At 76.1% G+C, this 16,026-nt stretch carries 16 protein-coding genes; 9 read left to right on the plus strand and 7 right to left on the minus strand.

The features are described 5' to 3' along the window. Window positions 1-7 precede the first annotated feature (7 nt). Window positions 8-1,144: a hypothetical protein gene (locus tag ACFVNO_RS05255; RefSeq protein WP_378889537.1), complete on the plus strand. Its 1,137-nt coding sequence runs from the start codon at window positions 8-10 to the stop codon at window positions 1,142-1,144. Next, the gene (locus tag ACFVNO_RS05260) at window positions 1,144-3,942 is read left to right on the plus strand and encodes a tetratricopeptide repeat protein (RefSeq protein WP_378889540.1); all 2,799 of its coding nucleotides are present in this window, start codon (window positions 1,144-1,146) and stop codon (window positions 3,940-3,942) included. The genes ACFVNO_RS05255 and ACFVNO_RS05260 overlap by 1 nt, the downstream gene beginning before the upstream one ends. A gap of 13 nt (window positions 3,943-3,955) precedes the next feature. Here ACFVNO_RS05260 and xylB read toward each other — a convergent pair whose 3' ends face one another. The 4 genes from xylB to ACFVNO_RS05280 all read right to left on the minus strand — a co-directional run bounded on the left by xylB (window position 3,956) and on the right by ACFVNO_RS05280 (window position 7,871). After that, window positions 3,956-5,341 (minus strand): xylulokinase, encoded by a 1,386-nt coding sequence (xylB, locus tag ACFVNO_RS05265; RefSeq protein ID WP_378889543.1) that lies wholly within the window; start codon window positions 5,339-5,341, stop codon window positions 3,956-3,958. 115 nt (window positions 5,342-5,456) lie between these two features. Beyond that, a complete protein-coding gene (locus ACFVNO_RS05270) occupies window positions 5,457-5,972 on the minus strand; it encodes a flavin reductase family protein (protein ID WP_355255562.1) in 516 nt (171 codons plus the stop codon). A gap of 31 nt (window positions 5,973-6,003) precedes the next feature. Then, window positions 6,004-6,549, minus strand: coding sequence for an NAD(P)H-dependent oxidoreductase (locus ACFVNO_RS05275; RefSeq protein WP_220562256.1), 546 nt, complete (start codon window positions 6,547-6,549; stop codon window positions 6,004-6,006). Window positions 6,550-6,614: 65 nt separating this feature from the next. Next, window positions 6,615-7,871, minus strand: a complete 1,257-nt coding sequence (locus ACFVNO_RS05280) for an SfnB family sulfur acquisition oxidoreductase (protein WP_378889547.1) — start codon at window positions 7,869-7,871, stop codon at window positions 6,615-6,617. 614 nt (window positions 7,872-8,485) lie between these two features. On the opposite strand from ACFVNO_RS05280, the gene ACFVNO_RS05285 reads away from it, so the two are divergent. The 4 genes from ACFVNO_RS05285 to ACFVNO_RS05300 all read left to right on the plus strand — a co-directional run bounded on the left by ACFVNO_RS05285 (window position 8,486) and on the right by ACFVNO_RS05300 (window position 10,961). Continuing rightward, window positions 8,486-9,013, plus strand: a complete 528-nt coding sequence (locus ACFVNO_RS05285) for a cysteine dioxygenase (RefSeq protein WP_378889550.1) — start codon at window positions 8,486-8,488, stop codon at window positions 9,011-9,013. After that, window positions 9,010-9,396 (plus strand): rhodanese-like domain-containing protein, encoded by a 387-nt coding sequence (locus ACFVNO_RS05290; RefSeq protein WP_355255553.1) that lies wholly within the window; start codon window positions 9,010-9,012, stop codon window positions 9,394-9,396. The genes ACFVNO_RS05285 and ACFVNO_RS05290 overlap by 4 nt, the downstream gene beginning before the upstream one ends. 174 nt (window positions 9,397-9,570) lie before the next feature. After that, window positions 9,571-9,705, plus strand: a complete 135-nt coding sequence (locus ACFVNO_RS05295) for a hypothetical protein (RefSeq protein WP_355255551.1) — start codon at window positions 9,571-9,573, stop codon at window positions 9,703-9,705. Next, the gene (locus ACFVNO_RS05300; protein WP_378889553.1) at window positions 9,702-10,961 is read left to right on the plus strand and encodes a YeiH family protein; all 1,260 of its coding nucleotides are present in this window, start codon (window positions 9,702-9,704) and stop codon (window positions 10,959-10,961) included. The genes ACFVNO_RS05295 and ACFVNO_RS05300 overlap by 4 nt, the downstream gene beginning before the upstream one ends. Window positions 10,962-11,021: 60 nt before the next feature. Here ACFVNO_RS05300 and ACFVNO_RS05305 read toward each other — a convergent pair whose 3' ends face one another. Both ACFVNO_RS05305 and ACFVNO_RS05310 read right to left on the minus strand, forming a co-directional pair. Then, the gene (locus ACFVNO_RS05305; protein ID WP_378889556.1) at window positions 11,022-11,594 is read right to left on the minus strand and encodes an NADPH-dependent FMN reductase; all 573 of its coding nucleotides are present in this window, start codon (window positions 11,592-11,594) and stop codon (window positions 11,022-11,024) included. Window positions 11,595-11,606: 12 nt separating this feature from the next. Further along, window positions 11,607-12,230, minus strand: a complete 624-nt coding sequence (locus ACFVNO_RS05310) for a YitT family protein (RefSeq protein WP_378889559.1) — start codon at window positions 12,228-12,230, stop codon at window positions 11,607-11,609. Between the two features lie 100 nt (window positions 12,231-12,330). On the opposite strand from ACFVNO_RS05310, the gene ACFVNO_RS05315 reads away from it, so the two are divergent. Continuing rightward, a complete protein-coding gene (locus tag ACFVNO_RS05315; protein ID WP_355255540.1) occupies window positions 12,331-12,828 on the plus strand; it encodes a MarR family transcriptional regulator in 498 nt (165 codons plus the stop codon). Window positions 12,829-12,880: 52 nt separating this feature from the next. Here the strand turns inward: ACFVNO_RS05315 and ACFVNO_RS05320 are convergent, their stop codons facing one another. Continuing rightward, window positions 12,881-13,396 (minus strand): winged helix-turn-helix domain-containing protein, encoded by a 516-nt coding sequence (locus ACFVNO_RS05320; protein WP_355255537.1) that lies wholly within the window; start codon window positions 13,394-13,396, stop codon window positions 12,881-12,883. Between the two features lie 244 nt (window positions 13,397-13,640). On the opposite strand from ACFVNO_RS05320, the gene ACFVNO_RS05325 reads away from it, so the two are divergent. Next, entirely contained in the window at window positions 13,641-14,519 is an 879-nt protein-coding gene (locus ACFVNO_RS05325) for a MetQ/NlpA family ABC transporter substrate-binding protein (RefSeq protein WP_378889564.1), read from the plus strand. Window positions 14,520-14,806: 287 nt separating this feature from the next. Then, window positions 14,807-15,868 carry an ABC transporter substrate-binding protein gene (locus tag ACFVNO_RS05330; RefSeq protein WP_355255531.1) on the plus strand — a complete coding sequence of 354 codons (1,062 nt, stop codon included), beginning with the start codon at window positions 14,807-14,809 and terminating at the stop codon, window positions 15,866-15,868. Window positions 15,869-16,026: the final 158 nt, after the last annotated feature.

Here is a 16,026-nt window from a genome sequence, read left to right on the forward strand (position 1 = left end):
GCGGCGCATGACCGACGTGGAGATCACCGCGGCCGAGGGCGGCGTCACCGTCACCCTCGCGGGCCGGAGCGCCGCCCCGCCGCTGTTCGCCTCCTCGGTGGTCGACGCCGACGGCGGGCTGCTGGCCTGGCCGGACATCACCGCGTCCGGCCTGCCCGACGCGCACCTGGACGACGTGTCCGCCGCCCAGGGGTGGCTGTGGGACCTCTACGGCCCCGACACCGCCCGCGCGGTCGCCGCCGTCGCCGCCCCCGGCACGACCGTCCGGGTCCCCGCCGGGCCGGGCGCCCTGGAGCGGCCCCTGGCCGCCCTGGCCCTGGGCCACTGGGCGGCCCGCTGGTGGCCCGCCTCCCGCCTGGACGGCGTCCCGGCCCTGGACACCGACCTGCTGGGACTGGAACTGGCCGTTCTCGCCCACCGGGCCCACCGCGCCCTGCCCCCGGACGCGGCCGCCGACCTGCTGCTGGAGCACCGCGCCGGGATCGGCGCGCTGCTCGACGAGGGCCCGCCCGGGCTCGCCGCCGGACTCGCCGCGGTCGCCGACGCGGCCGGGATCGACGGCGGCGACATCGACGCCCTCACGGGCGCGGCGGCGCCCCCGGCCGCCCCGTCCCGTGCCGACGGCTACGCCCTCGCGGCGGGCCCCGGAACACCCGGGCGCGCCCGGACCCTGGCACGCGGCCACGGCGCCAACGACTGGTGCCGCCACCCCGCCGGGTTCCTGGACGCGGCGGAGGCCGCCGTCTCCTGGACGGTCCTGGCCCACGGCGCCGCCCGCTCCATCGAGGTGCGCGCGGTCATGGGACCCCTCGGGCCGCGCGTGTCCGCCCATCCCGTCGCCGAGGTCGTCCCCGCCCCCGGCGCGGCCCCCGTCCGGATCCCCCTCGCACCCGACGGCGACGCCTGGGCGGGCGGCGCCGCTCTGGACCTCCCCGCCGCCGCCGTGCCCGCTCTGGACGTCGCGGTGCTGCTGCCCGGGTTCGACCCCGGACCGAGCGGCCCCGGCGCCGCCGTGTTCCGGGACCGGCTGCGCTCCCTGGCCGCCCGCCGCCTCGACCTGGCCCGCGGCGCCCCCGCCGCCCCCGGCGAGCCGCCCCCGTTCACCGCCGAGGTCCGCGCCGCCCGCGCGGACGAGGACTTCTGATGGCCGGCGGACCCCCCGACGAGATCCCCGTCGAGTACGGCGTCTTCTTCGGCGAACCCTACGACGAGTGGCTGGCCAAGGCCGGGACCCTTCTCGAACTCCACCGCTTCCGCGAGGCCCGCGACATCCTCGACCGGCTCCTCGAAGCGACCGGCGGCCTCGACCCCTCACCCGTGGTCGACCTGCTGCGCGGCACCCTGCTCTCCGACCTCGGCCGCGCCCGCGTCGGCCTGGCCGACCTCACCGGCGGGGCCGCCGACCTGGACCGCGCCCTGGCCCTCCTGCGCCCCCTGGGACCGCACGTCACCGGCCCCACCGCCCGCCCCGTCTGGACCGGCATCCTCGTCCACACCCTCATCGAACGCGCCGAGAACGCCCGCCGCCTGGGCGACACCGGCCGGGCCGCGGCCCTGCTGGACGAGGCCGGGGCCCGCGCCGACGACAGCGTCACCCCCGAGGTCCACCGCGCCGAGGCCGCGGGCGGCCGCGCCCTCCTCCTGGTCACCCGGGGCGAGTGGGGCGCCGCCGAAGAGCTGTACCGCTCCGCCCTGGCGGCCACCGACCCCGGCCTGCACCCCGTCCCCTACCTGCTCTCCGGCCTCGCGGACCTGCTCGCCGAGACCGGCCGCCTCGACGAGGCCGAGGACCTCCTCGCCCGGGCCGCGGAGCGCTTCCGCGCCCACGGCGGGGAGCCGCCCTCCCTGGACGGCGGCCGCGCCCACCTGGCCCTGCTCCGCGGGGACGTGGCCGAGGCCGAACGCCTCTACCTGCGCGCCTCGGTCGCCTTCGAGCGCGGGGGCGACCCCGTCTCCCTGGCCGCCTGCGAACAGGTGCGCGCGGCCCTGGCGCGCGTGAGCGGCTCCACCGACACCGCCCGGGCCCTGGCCGCGGCCTCCCGCGCCCGGTTCGAGGAGCACGGGGTGCGCGCCGCCCTGGGGGAGGGCCTGCTGGAGGACGCACGCCGCGCCCTGGCCGCCGGAGACCTGCCCGCCGTGCGGGAGCACGCCTCCCGGGCCCGCGCCCTCTTCGAGGAGCAGGGGGCGTTCGAGCGCTGCGCCCAGGTGGACCTGCTCATGGCCACGAGCGCCGCCGCCCTCGCGGAGGCGGGGGCCTTCCCGGGCCGCGAACACGAGCTGCTGCGCACGGCCCTGGCCACGGCGGTTCCGGTCGCGCTGGCGCTGGCGGCGGTGCGCGCGGACTTCGCCACCGGGCACGCCCGCGCCCGCTGGGGCGAGCTCTCCCGCGCCGCCGCCGACCTGGCCTTCCGTCTGGCCTGGAGCACCGGGGACCAGGGGCTGCTGTTCGAGCTCGTGGAGGTGGCCTGCGCGGGCGCACCACTGGCGGTGGACCGCGCCCCCGGCCCCGCCGACCCGGTCGCCGCGCTCTTCCCGCCTCCGGCCGCCCACGCCCCGGGGCTGCGGGTGGGGCCGGTGCCCCGGGTGGAGGTGTCGCCGGGGCGCTTCGCCCTCCAGGAGCACATCGCCGCGGCCGAGGCCCGCTACCGCCGCCCGGTGGTCTCCGAGGGGTCCGTCGCCCCGGTCGCGGGGGCCGACCGCGCCTACCCGGAGCCGGTGCCGACGGTGCTGGTCCGCCTGGCCGACGCCGGGGGGCTCTACATGTCCTGGCGCTGGACGGCGGGAGCCCAGGGGTTCGGCACCGGCTACGCGCCGGGCCCGGACACCGACGCCGTGCTGGCGGAGCTGTCCGCCGCCCTGCCGGGTCCGGAGGGGATCGCCGCGGCCCTGGGCGGCGCGCTCGCCGATCCGTCGGCCGAGCGCGCCCTGGCCGCCCGCCTGTCCGAGGTGCTCTGGCCCGCCGAGCTCACCGACCAGATCCGCACCGTCGCCCGGGGGCTGGGCATGCGCCCCCTGGTGCGGGTCCAGCCGTCCCCGCGCACCGGCCGCGTCCCCTGGGAACTGCTGGCGGCGGACCCCGACGGCACCCGCCTGCTCGACCTCGCCGACGTGTCCCTGGCGGCCCCGGCCGCCCTCACCGCCGGCCCCCGCCCGGAGCCCTCGCCCGGAGGGCCGGCGGTGCTGGTCCTGGACCCGCGCGTACCGGGCTTTCGCGCCGACTCGGAACTCGGGTCGGTGCTGGGGCGGCCGGGCACCGACCCGGACGTGCTCGCCCTGGTCGAGGCCCACAGCGCCGCCGACGACATGCTGCCCCGGGTGGCCGCGCCGCAGGAGGCGCTGCGGCGCACCGACCAGGACCGCCACTGGCTGGGCGGGGCCCTGCGCGCGGGCGCGCGCCGCCTGCTCTACGTCGGCCACGCCACCTCCGCCCCGGTGGAGGACGGCCAGAGCGAGGACACCCTGCTCCACCTGTGCTGCACCGCCGACACCGGGGGCCACGCCGAACCGGTGCGCGGGCACCGCCCGCTCAGCGCCAAGGACCTGCTGCTGGGCACCCCGGACGGCCGGCCCGGGCACGAGGTGTGGCCGTCCCCTGCGCGGGTGGCGCTCATCGCCTGCGACAGCGGCGCCGACACCCGGTTCGCCGAACCCTTCGGCCCCGCCTCGGCGCTGCTGCGCAACGGCGCCGACCTGGTCACCGCGGCCCGGTGGGCGCTGCCGACCAACGCCGCCTTCCACCGCTTCGGCGGGGTCCCGGCCGGGGAGCGGCCGCTCACGGAGCTGATCGCCGCCGTGGACGCCGCCCACGACGCCCCCGCGCCGGTGCGCGCGCTGGCCGACTGGCAGCGCACCCGCCTGGACCGCTGGCGCACCACCGGCGACCCGGCCGCCGTTCCCCTGCTGTGGGCGGCCCCGGCCACCGCCACCGCCGGCCCCCGCTGAGGGCCCCCGACGGTCAGACCCCGTGGACGGCGCGGCGGACCTCGGCGTAGCGGGCGCGCACCTGCGGGGCGGGGGAGGCCCCGACCTCCTCCGCGATGCCCCCGGCGTTCCACTCCGGCGGGGCGTCGGTGCCCGCCAGCGCCCAGGCGGCCTGGCGGGCGGCGCCCAGCGCCACGTACTCGGCGGGCTCGGGCACCGCCACCGGCGCGTCCAGCACGGTCGCCGCCACCCGGCGCACCGCCTCCGAACGCGCGGCCCCGCCCACCAGCAGCACCCGGCGCACCGGCACGCCCCGGTCGGTCAGCGCGGACAGCCCGTCGGCCAGCCCGCAGAGCATCCCCTCGACCGCGGCCCGCGCCAGGTGGGCGGCCGTCATGTTGTCCCGGCGCATCCCGTGCAGCGATCCGGCGGCCGAGGGCAGCGCCGGGGTCCGCTCGCCGTCCAGGTAGGGCAGCATCACCAGCCCGCCCGCCCCCGGCTCGGCGGCCAGCGCCAGCGCGTCCAGACCGGCCGGGTCGGTGCCCAGCAGCCCCGTGGTCGCGGTCAGCACCCGGGCGGCGTTGAGGGTGCACACCAGCGGCAGGTAGCGCCCGGTCGCGTCGGCGAACCCGCACACGGTGCCCGAGGCGTCGCGGACCGGGGTCTCGCTCACCGCGAACACCGTCCCGCTCGTCCCCAGCGACACCACCGCGTCGCCCGGCCGCAACCCCAGGCCCAGGGCCGCGCCCATGTTGTCCCCGGTGCCGGGGGCGACCACCGCCCCGCCCGGGGTGTACCCGACCGTCTCGGCGGGCGCCGCCACCCGCGGGGTGTCCAGCTCCCGCCCGAACGCCCGCACCAGCAAGTCCGTCCGGTACCCGCCGCCGCTCGCCGACCAGTACCCGGTCCCGGAGGCGTCGCCCCGGTCCGTGGTCGGGGCGCCCTCCCGGCCGGTCAGCCGCCAGGTCAGCCAGTCGTGCGGCAGCATCACCCCGGTCGCGCGGGCGGCGGCCTCCGGCTCGTTCTCGGCGAACCAGCGGAGCTTGGACACCGTCAGGGAGACACCGGGGACGTTGTCCACCGCCTCCGCCCACGCCCGGGGCCCGCCCAGTTCGGCGATGAGGTCCTCGGCGGCCCCGGCCGAACGGGTGTCGTTCCACAGCAGGGCTTCGCGCACCACCTCGCCGTCCCCGTCCACGGTCACCATGCCGTGCTGCTGGCCGGCCACCGCGACGGCCGCGACCCCGTCCAGCAGGCCCGCCGAGGCCTCCTCCAGCGCCGCCCACCAGGCGCGCGGGTGGACCTCGGTGCCGTCCGGGTGCGGGGCGCGCGCCTCGCGCACCACGCTCCCGTCCCCGGCGTCGCAGACCACGATCTTGCAGGACTGGGTCGAACTGTCGATTCCGGCGACGAGGGGCATCGGGACTCCGCGGTGAAGGAATTAGTCGGGGCTCCCAACGAATTTAGCCCGCGCCGTCCGTTCTGTCACGGGCGAGGGGCGCCCGCGGGCGCCCCCCCGTGTCCCGCGGAGCGTTTCAGGCCAGCGGTGCCACACCGCCGAACGCCCCGCGGTGGTAGACCAGCGGCGGCCGCGGGTCCTCCAGCACCAGCGTGTGGGTCACCCGGCCGACCACCAGCCAGTGGTCGCCGATCAGCCGGGTGTCGAAGCGGTCGCACACCAGGTACGCCACCGCCCCGTCCAGCAGCGGGACCTCCGACGGGCCGGGCCGCCACGCCGTCGGCGGGGCGAACCGGTCCGCCCCCCTGCTCGCGAACCGGGTGGCCAGCTCCGACTGCTCCTCGCCCAGCAGCTGCACACCGAACTGCCCGGCCAGCCGCAGCGCCGGCCAGGTGGTCGAGGAGTCGGCGATGTAGAACGACACCAGCGGCGGGTCCAGGCTCACGCTGGTGAAGGAGGTGGCGGTCAGCCCCACGGGCCGCCCCTCCACGGTGGCGGTGATGATGACGACCCCGGCCGGGTGGTTGCGCAGCGTCGCGCGGAAACGGCCGGCCTCGGTCGAGGGCGGGGGGACGGTCTCGGTGGCACTCAACGGACTCTCCCGGGGTGGTGGGACGGCGGGTTCAGGACGCGGTGGCCCGGGCGGTCGCGCGCAGCGCCGGCGCGGCGGCCCCGGCCCAGGGGGCGAGCACCTCGTCCAGCAGCGGGGCGGGGACGTCCGGGCCCCCGGCGGGGACGGTGTCCTGGAGCAGCGCCACCCCGGCGGCGGGCACCGTCGCGCCCAGCTCCAGCAGCAGCGGCCGCAGGTGCACGTCCACCGCGAGGGTGTGCGCGGGCGAGGCCATCACCAGTACCGGGACCGCGGTGACCCCGGCCAGGCCGCCCGGGGGCAGCAGGTCCAGGAACACCTTGAGCAGCCCGGTGTAGGTGGCCTTGTAGGTGGGGCTGGCCACGACCAGCAGCTCGGCGGCGCGCACCTGCTCCAGGGCCGCGGCCACGTCCAGCGGCGGACCGGGGGTGAGCAGCAGGGGTTGCAGGCCGGCGAGTTCGAGCAGGTCGGCCCGCTCGGGGAGCCCGGCGGCCCGGGCGGCGTGGCGGGCCACGGCCAGCCCGGCGGTGGCGGTGCGCGAGTGCGGTCGGGGGTTGCCGACGAGGACGGTGGTGGTCATGGCGGGCCTTCGGATTCGGTGTGTCGGTCGGACGGACGCCGTCGGGACGGAGCGGTCGTCGCGGGTCAGATCTGCCCGTGCCGCGGGGGGCGGCGCCGGTTGAGGGAGTACTCGCCCAGGTGCTGGACCTTCCAGCGCTCCGGGTCGTGGACGGTGTGGGTGCGGGCGTCGCGCCAGAAACGGTGCAGGTTCTCGCCCTGGGCGGTGGCGCGGGTCCCGGCCACCTCGAACAGCGCCGAGGACACCTCCACGGCGGTCCGGCCGCCGGCGACCTTGGCGGCGGCCACCGCCAGGGAGGCCTCGGCGGTGGCGTCCCCGGCCCCGGGGGAGTCCTGGGCCAGGACCGCGTCGGCGGTGTCCACCCGGGCGGCGGCGGTGGCCAGCAGCGCCTCGGCGGCGCGGACCCGGACCTCCAGCTCGCCGAACCGGTGGACGAGCAGGGGGTCCTCCGCCGCGGTGTCCGCCCCGCTCTCGAACCAGGGGCGGCTCTTGGTGCGGACGAACTCCGCGGCCGCGTCCAGGGCCCCGCGCGCCGCGCCGACGTCGATGGCGGTGTGCAGCAGCTGGGCGAACGCGCCGAACGTGGTGGGGGCCTCGAATGTGCGGTACTGCTCCAGCACCAGCGCGTCGGGCACCCGCACCCCGGACAGGTGCACCGTGCCGCTGGCGGTGGTGCGCTGGCCCATCCCGTTCCAGTCGTCCTCGATCCGGACCCCGGGGGCGGAGGCGGGCACGAGGGCGATGTGCGGGCGCGGGCCGCCGGGGGTCTCGGCGGGGGCGACGACCGCGAGCCAGTCGGCGAACAGCGAGCCGGTGGCGTAGTACTTGGTGCCCTCCAGACACCACTCCTCGCCGTCGCGCTCCAGCCGGGTGGCGTGCGTGTGCGCGGTCCTCCCCGAGCGCTCGGCCTGGGCGTTGCCGAGCAGGGCCCCCGCCAGGACGTCGCCGAACACCCGCTCGCGGGCGGCGGGGCCGCCGCGCAGGCGCACGGCGTTGAGGAAGGCGAAGTGCGGCTGGGGGATCTGGGCGAGGCTGAGGTCGGCGGTGCCGAGCAGGCGCAGCACCTCGGCGACGGTGGCGGCGCGCACGCCGGCGCCGCCCAGGGAGCGCGGCACGGTGATGCCCAGCAGTCCGGAGCGCGACAGCGCGCGCACCTGCCCGCGGGGGAGCGTGCGGTCCCGGTCGCGGGCGGCGGCGCCCTCGGCCAGGTGGGGGAGCAGGTCGCGCACGGCGTCCAGGGCCTCGGCGTCGGTGGCCAGGACCCGGGCGGGCGCCCGGTCGTCGGCCGTGCCTCGGGCGGGGCCGGTGATCGTCTCGGACACGGGGAACCTCCTGCTTGTGGCGCACACTGACCTGTGAATACCTACCGGAATTGTGTGGAATTACAGCACGGGTGGGCCTGCGACGGGCGGCGGTGCCCGATCTTCGGCGTGGCGTTCGGTGCGGAGGGCTCGGGCGGCGGGGGTGTGCGCGCCCCGGGCCGGGGTGGCGGGCCGCTCCGCGCACGGCGGCCCTCCCGGCCCGGGGCGTGGGGACCGGCCTCGCGGCGTCCGCCCGGCGGGGTGGCCCGGGCGGGCGCCGCGGGTGCGGCGGGTCCTGGCCGGCGGCTCCGCGATTCCGTCGGCCCCCTCTCCAGGCTGGAACGCTAAACACATTTTGTCAACCAGAAAAGTAGGAAATCTTCGGCGAGGTGTCCTCGAGTGAGGTCGGGGGGTGTGTCCGGTGCGGGTGCGACGCGCGTGGCGCGGGAGTATGTCGACTAAACCTGTAGGGAATGTGGTTTACTGCGGTGCATGGCAGTCAGCACTCCGGTACACCCGCCGCGGACCTGGCGGAGGTCGCTCACCTTCGACGAACGCTGTCGGTGAGCGGCCGGCGCGCCGCGCCGCCCGCACCCGACCCCGTCCGCCGCAGCAGTGAGAAGAAGACGAAGCCCATGACCGCCGACATCGCCACCGCACCCACGCCGCTCACCCTGGACCGCCTGGCGGCGCTGACCGCCGAAGTGGCCGAAGAGGTCCGCCGGGGTCTGCACGAGATCCGCTTCGACGCCGAGAACCGCTGGTCGGTGCGCCTGCACGCGGACGACCACACCGACGTCTGGCTCATCTCCTGGACCCCCGACCAGTCCACCCGGCTGCACGACCACGCGGGCTCCCTGGGCGCCCTGACCGTCGTCGCCGGCGAGCTGGTCGAGCGCTACTGGGCCGGCCGGCTGCGCGAGCGCACCCTCGCCGACGGCGGGGGCGGCCGCTTCCCGCTGGGCCACGTCCACGACGTCGTCAACGCCTCCGGCGCGCCCGCCGTCAGCGTGCACGCCTACTCCCCGCCGCTGACGGCCATGCACTACTACGAGGTCGGCGGCGACGGCGCCCTGCGCCGCACCGACAGCGTCCTCACCACCGACCCCGAGCCCGGCGCACCGACCCTGGACGGCGTCCCGGCCCGCGAGGGGGTCCGGTGAGCGCGGTCGACCGCCTCCTCCACAGCAGGCGCGCCCGCCTGGAGCGCCTCTCGCCCGCCGAGGCCCTGGCCGCCCAGCGCGCGGGCGCGCTGCTGGTCGACACCCGGCCCGCCGTCAACCGCGAGACCGAGGGGGAGATCCCCGGGGCCCTGGTCATCGACCGCAACGTCCTGGAGTGGCGCCTGGACCCGACCAGTCCGGACCGGGTGCCCGAGGCGGACTCCGCCGACCGGCACATCGTGCTGTTCTGCAACGAGGGCTACGCCTCCAGCCTGGCCGCCGCCCAGCTCCAGGAGCTGGGCCTGAGCCGGGCCACCGACCTCGTCGGGGGCTTCCGCGCCTGGCGGGCCCAGGGGCTCCCGGTCCTCGCACCCCGGGGCTGACCCGGTCCGGAGCGCGGTGAGTCCCGGGCGGACGGGTGTCCGCCCGGGACTGGCGCTCCGCACGGCCTTTAATTACACTAAATCAGTAGGTTTTATAGAGAATCGGCGGCGCCCCCGCCGCGTCCCCCGTTCCGGGCGCCCCGACACCGGCGCCCGGAGAAACAGAGAAGGACCATGAGCGAGACACCCCCCACCGCCCCCGAACGCCCCCGCCGCAGCCTCGGCGAGGACTGGGCCGCCACCGTCACCGGACTCGTCCTGCTCGGCCTCGCCCTGGTCGGCGCCATCCCGGCGGGGCTGATCCCGTGAGCGACGCGACCCCCGCCCCCGGGAACGAGACCCCCGAGCAGGCCACCGGGGCCGCCGGGGCCGAGACGGTGCGGACCGGGGCGGACCCGGGCCCGCCGGAGGCGGCAGGGGAGGGCGCGGCCGCCACCGAAGACACCACCGGAAGCGGCGGCGCGGACGCCCCGGCGGTCCGCGGCGGCGCCTCCCCGGCCTGGGCCGCAGTCGGCCTGGCCGTCGTCCTGGCGCTCGCCGCCACCACCCGGTTCCTCACCTCTTGGGTCCCCGAGGCCGCGGCGGGAACGGCCCTGGCCGGGTTCGCCGAGGCCGTCGAGTACCCGGTCTACGCCATCCTGCTGGGCCTGCTCGGCAACCTGGCGCTCACCCTGGCCGGCGTGCGCGACCGCCTGGCCCCGGCCTTCCGCACCGAGTTCTTCATCAAGACCGGCCTGGTCCTGCTGGGCTCCACCGTCCTGCTCGACGTCATCGTCCGGGCCGCGGGTCCCGCGATCCTCCAGGCGCTGTTCCTGGTCACCGCGGTGTTCCTGTTCACCTGGTGGCTCGGCGGCCGGTTCGGCCTGGACGACCGGCTGCGCGCGCTGCTGGCCTCCTCGGTCTCCATCTGCGGCGTCAGCGCCGCGATCGCCGCCGCCGGGGCCGTGCAGGCCCGCCGCGAGCAGCTCGCCTACACCGCGAGCCTGGTCATCCTGTTCGCCGTCCCGTCGATCTTCCTGCTGCCCTGGCTGGTCGGCGTGCTGGGCCTCGACGACGCCCAGGCCGGCGCCTGGATCGGCGGCAACATCGACACCACCGCGGCGGTCGCCGCGGCCGGTGCGATCGTCGGCGAGGACGCGCTCCAGATCGCGTCCATCGTCAAGTCCACCCAGAACGTCCTGATGGGCGTGGTGGCGGTGCTGCTCACCGCCTACTTCGCCGTCAAGGCCGCCCCCGCAGGGGAGGGCGCCGCCGCCCGTCCGGGCCTGACGACCCTGTGGGAGCGGTTCCCCAAGTTCGTACTGGGCTTCCTGGCCGCCTCGGTCATCGCCACGGTCTGGGCCAACGCCGGGGGCGACGGCGCCCAGGACGGCCTGGACACCGCCAAGGCGCTGCGCGACTGGTTCCTCATCGCGGCGTTCACCAGCATCGGCCTGGAGTTCAAGGCGGGCTCGCTGCGCGAGGCCGGCTGGCGGCCGATCGGCGTCTTCGCCCTGGCCACCGTGTTCAACCTGCTGGTGGGCCTGGTGCTGGCGTTCCTGCTGTTCCGCGGCTTCTCCTTCTGAGCCGGAGCGCGCACGCGCGAGGGGGCGGGCCGGTGCCCGCCCCCTCGCCGTGTCCCGGGGTCAGGCGGCCCCCGAGGCGCGCAGTCCGGACAGCGCCCGCTCCAGGCCGCCCAGCTCGCGCAGCATCGCGTCGGCCGCGGAGTCCAGGGCCGCGCCGGGCCGGAACACCCCGGCCCCGTCCAGGTCGTCGCGCAGCCCGACCGTGACGACCGGGGCCGCCGGGACCATGCCCAGGGCCGCCGCCACCGGCTGGAACGCCTCCACCGCGCGCATCCCCCGCGAGGACATCCCGTAGCCGACGAAGCCCACGGGCTTGCGCCGCCACTCGTGGAAGAGGAAGTCGACCGCGTTCTTGAGCGGGGCGGTGTACGAGTGGTTGTACTCGTTCACCACGAACACGAAGGCGTCGGCGGAGTCGACCGTCGCGCTCCACGCCCTGGTGTGCGGGTGCACGGGCGCGTCCTGGGAGGGGGAGCCCGGCTCGTCCAGGAAGGGCAGCGCCAGCTCGGCGAGGTCCACGGTGAAGGGGGTGAACACGCCCTCGCGTACCGCGCGCCCGGTCACCCAGGAGGCGATCGAGGGGCCCGGGCTGGTGGGGCGGGTGCTGGCGGAGAGGACCATCAGGCGGGGCATGGGAGTGCCTCCTCAGTTCTTCGAGGGCGAGTGGGCGGGAGCGGGCGCGGGGAGGGGCGCCCCGGTGCGGAGCACGGACAGGAACGCCTGGGTGAGCGGGCCGACGGCGAGGGCGAAGAGCACGGTGCCGACGCCGACCGAGCCGCCGAACAGCCAGCCCAGGACGAGGACGGACAGTTCGATCGCGGTGCGCGCCCGGGCGATGCTCAGGCCGCGCGCGGCCAGGCCGGTCATCAGCCCGTCCCGGGGACCCGGGCCCAGTCCCGCGCCGACGTAGAGGGCGGTGGCCGCGGCGGTGAGCACGACGCCCGCCGCCAGCAGGGCCCAGCGCCAGAGCAGGGACTGCGGATCGGGGAGCAGGGCCAGGGAGACCTCCACGGCCGGGCCGACCAGCAGCACGTTGGCGACGGTGCCGGGACCCGGCCGCTGGCGCAGGGGGAGCCAGAGCAGCAGCACCAGCGCGCCGACCCCGATCACGACCCCGCCCAACGGTAGGCCGGTGCGGTGGGCCAGGCCCTGGTGGAGCACGTCCCAGGAGGACATCCCCAGGTCCGCGCGGACCATCAGGGCGACCCCGAGGCCGAAGAGCGCGAGGCCGGCGGTGAGGGCGGTGTACCGGAGGGGGAGGGAGGACATGGCGTTCCTTTGGTGATGTGTCACCAAGAATCCGATATCCCGGTGACGTGTCACCAATGTAAGGGGAGTCTTGGTGACATGTCAACGCTAGGGTGGGGGCATGGAACCACCACGCTGGCTCACCGCCCCCGAGGCCCGCGCCTGGCGCGGCTACCGGCGCATGCGCGCCCTGCTCGACCTGCGGATCACCCGCGACTTCGCCGAGGACGGGCTGTCGGACGCGGACTACGACGTGCTGTCCAACCTGGGCGAGGCCGCCGGGAACCGGCTGCGCACCCGTGAGATGGCCTCGCGCATGCTCTGGTCCACCTCCCGGCTCTCCCACCACGTCTCCCGGATGGAGAAGCGCGGCCTGGTCCGGCGCCTGGAGGCGGAGGAGGACGCCCGCGGCAGTGAGATCGCGCTCACCGGTCACGGGCGGGAGGTCCTGGAGGCCGCCGCGCCCGCCCATGTGGCGACGGTGCGGGAGCACTTCATCGACCTGCTCACCCCGGAGGAGGTCCGGGTGCTGGGCGACATCGCCGAGAAGGTGGTGGAGCGCCTGGCGCGGGACACGCCCACGCGCAGCCCGGAGCGCCGGGCGCGGGGGCGGGCCTGACGCGCGGGCGGGTGCGCCGTGCCGCTCCGGGGCCCGCCCGCCGCGCCGGCGGTCAGGCCTCGGCGGAGGGCGCGCCCGGGCCCCGGTAGATGTAGCCGACCCTGCGCACGGTGGCGATGAGGTCCCCGGCCGGGCCGAGTTTGCGGCGCAGCCGGTGGATGTGCACGTCGATGGTGCGCGAGTGCATCCCCTCCGCGGCGCCCCACACCCGCTCCATCAGCTCGGTGCGGGTGATCGCGCGGCCGGGGGAGCCGGTCAGGCACTCCAGCAGCTCGTACTCCTGGTAGGTCAGCTCCACCTCGCGCCCGTCCGACCACACCCGGCGGGCGTCGCGGTCCAGGAGCAGGCCGCCGGCGGGCGGCAGGGGGCGGACCCGGGTGTGGGGCTCGTCCACGACGACCCCGTACACCAGCATGTACTTGCCGCTCTCGGGAAGGGGTAGCACGCCCAGGAGCGAGTGCTCGCCCGAGTCGGCGCCGGGGGTCTCCCGGGGGCCGGGGACGGCGGTCAGGGCCGGGCGTGCGGGCCGGGCCTCGGTCTCGGCTGTGGCGGTGTGTGCGGTGAGCATGACTCCATGATGCGGCCTATTCTCGATATTAGCTACCGTATTAGTTGGTAATCTTGGCCCCCTGTGGCCGATGCCACGTGGCGCGGGGGGAGGCCGGGAGATTTCCTACCAAGGAGGTGGGATAGTCTTCCATTGGGTCATCGGATATCCCATCGGACCCTCCGGTCCCACCCGAGCGCCGGTCGCGCACCGGTGCGGCGGAACCCCCCGCGATCCCCACCCTCACGATCACGAAGGAGCGCACATGCGCACGACCTCAGCCGTCATCGGTGCCGCCGCCGCTGTCACCCTGGCGCTCACCGCCTGCGGCGCCCCCAGTGAGCAGGCCGCGGAGGACAACGGGGGAGAGGGCGCGGCGGAGGTGCTGCGCGTGGGCGTCAGCCCCGTCCCGCACGGCGACATCCTCGCCTTCATCGACGAGAACCTCGCCGAGGAGGCCGGGCTGGACCTGGAGATCGTGGAGATCTCCGACTATAACACCCCCAACACCCTCCTGGTCGAGGGCGAGCTGGACGCGAACTACTTCCAGCACCGCACCTACCTGGAGGAGTGGGCGGCCAACGGTCCCGACGCCGACTTCACCTACATCACCGACGTGCACATCGAGCGCCTCGGCCTGTACTCCGAGAGCGTCGAGAGCGTCGCCGACCTGCCCGAGGGCGCCGAGATCGCCGTGCCCAACGACCCGGCCAACCTCAACCGCGCCCTGGGCATCCTCCAGACCGAGGGCCTCATCGAGGTGGACCCGGAGGCCGGCGAGCTGGCCACCGAGAACGACATCACCGACAACCCCAAGGACATCACCGTCACGCCGCTGGAGGCCGCGCAGCTGCCGCGCGCCATCGCCGATGTGGACGCCGCGGTCGTCAACGGCAACTACGCCATCGAGGCGAACCTGCCCGAGGAGAGCAACGTCCTGGCCTGGGAGCCCGAGGGCGACGACTACGTGCAGGCCTACGCCAACGGCCTGGTGGCCCTGGAGGAGAACGCCGAGGACGAGCGTGTTCGGCTCCTGGCCGAGCTGCTGCACGACGAGCGCGTCCTGGAGTTCGTGAAGGAGTCCTGGCAGGGCGTCGTCCTGGCCGTGGACGCCGAGGGCAACGTCATCGAGACCGCCGAGTAGCACCCGGCGACGACACCGAGCGGGGCCCGGCGGGCCCCGATCGCACCAGGGCTCCGCGCCGCCCCCGGCTCGTCTCTCCGGCGGGCGGCGCGGGACCCCGCACACCGTGAGGGGCGGTGGGGCCGTGCGCCCCGCCGCCCCTCGCGGTGTTCCCGGCCAGGGCCCCTCTGCGCAAGCTTTTTGTGAGCTGGATCACTGTCGATTGACTTCCTACTAATCCTACTAATTAAGTATGGTTTCTCCTGGTCGCTCCGGCCTCCCCCTACGTCGTGAAGAGGAATCCCGAGATGAGCAAGCGCACCACCGTGCTCTCCGCCGCCGCGGCGGCCCTGGCGCTCAGCCTGGCCGCGACCGCGTGCGGGGGAGCGGAGGACGGCGGCGGGTCCGGCGACGGCGCCCCGGCCGACTCCCTGACCCTCGGCTACTTCCCCAACCTCACCCACGCCCCGGCCCTGGTCGGCGTGGAGAACGGGACCCTCGCCGAGGCGCTGGGCGACGTCGAGTTGCAGACCCAGACCTTCAACGCCGGCCCCGACGCGATCAACGCCCTGTTCGCCGGGGAGATCGACGCGACGTTCATCGGCCCCAACCCGGCCGTCAACGGCTGGTCGCAGTCGGACGGCACGGCCCTGCGCATCATCGCCGGGTCCACCTCGCGCGGCGCCGGGCTGGTCGTCCGCGAGGGCATCGACAGCGTCGAGGACCTGCCCGGCACCACCCTCTCCACGCCGCAGCTGGGCAACACCCAGGACGTGGCGCTGCGCTGGTTCGTCCGGGAGCAGGGCTGGGAGGTCGACACCGAGGGCGGCGGCGACCTGTCGATCCTGCCCCAGGACAACGCGGAGATCATCGACACCTTCCTGCTCGGCGAGATCGACGGCGCGTGGGTCCCCGAGCCCCACCTGAGCCGCCTGGTCGAGGAGGGCGGCGGCCACCTGCTGGTCGACGAGGCCGACCTGTGGCCCGAGACCGGCGGCGAGTTCGTCACCACCCACCTCATCGTCAACGCCGACTTCCTGGAGGCGAACCCCGAGGTCGTCGAGGGCCTGCTGCGCGGGCACGTCGAGACGGTCGACTGGATCAACGACAACCCCGAGGAGGCCCAGGCCGCGGCCATCGCCCACCTGGAGTCGCTGACCGGCGGCGAGCTGGACGCCGAGGTGGTCGCCTCCGCGTTCGGCAACATGACCTTCACCGTCGACCCGGTCGCGGAGTCGCTGCGCGGCGGCGCCGAGCACGCGGAGGGGGTCGGCCTGCTGGACCCGGTCGACCTGGAGGGCATCTACGCGCTCGACCTGCTCAACGGGGTGCTGACCGAGCTCGACCGGGAAGAGGTCGCCGGCTTCTGACCCGGCGGGGCGCCGCCACGGAAAGTGGCCTGGATCACTTTCTGTGGCGGCCGTCGGCGGTGGCGCGGCCCCCACGAGGGGATTCGTGTCGGCGCACCGCTCTGAGCTGCGCTTTCTCCGTGGGGCTTGGAGTGGTCGGAGCGGGGAGGGCGTCCGGG

The organism is Nocardiopsis sp. NPDC057823 (genome assembly GCF_042797335.1).
Lineage (GTDB): Bacteria > Actinomycetota > Actinomycetes > Streptosporangiales > Streptosporangiaceae > Nocardiopsis > Nocardiopsis changdeensis.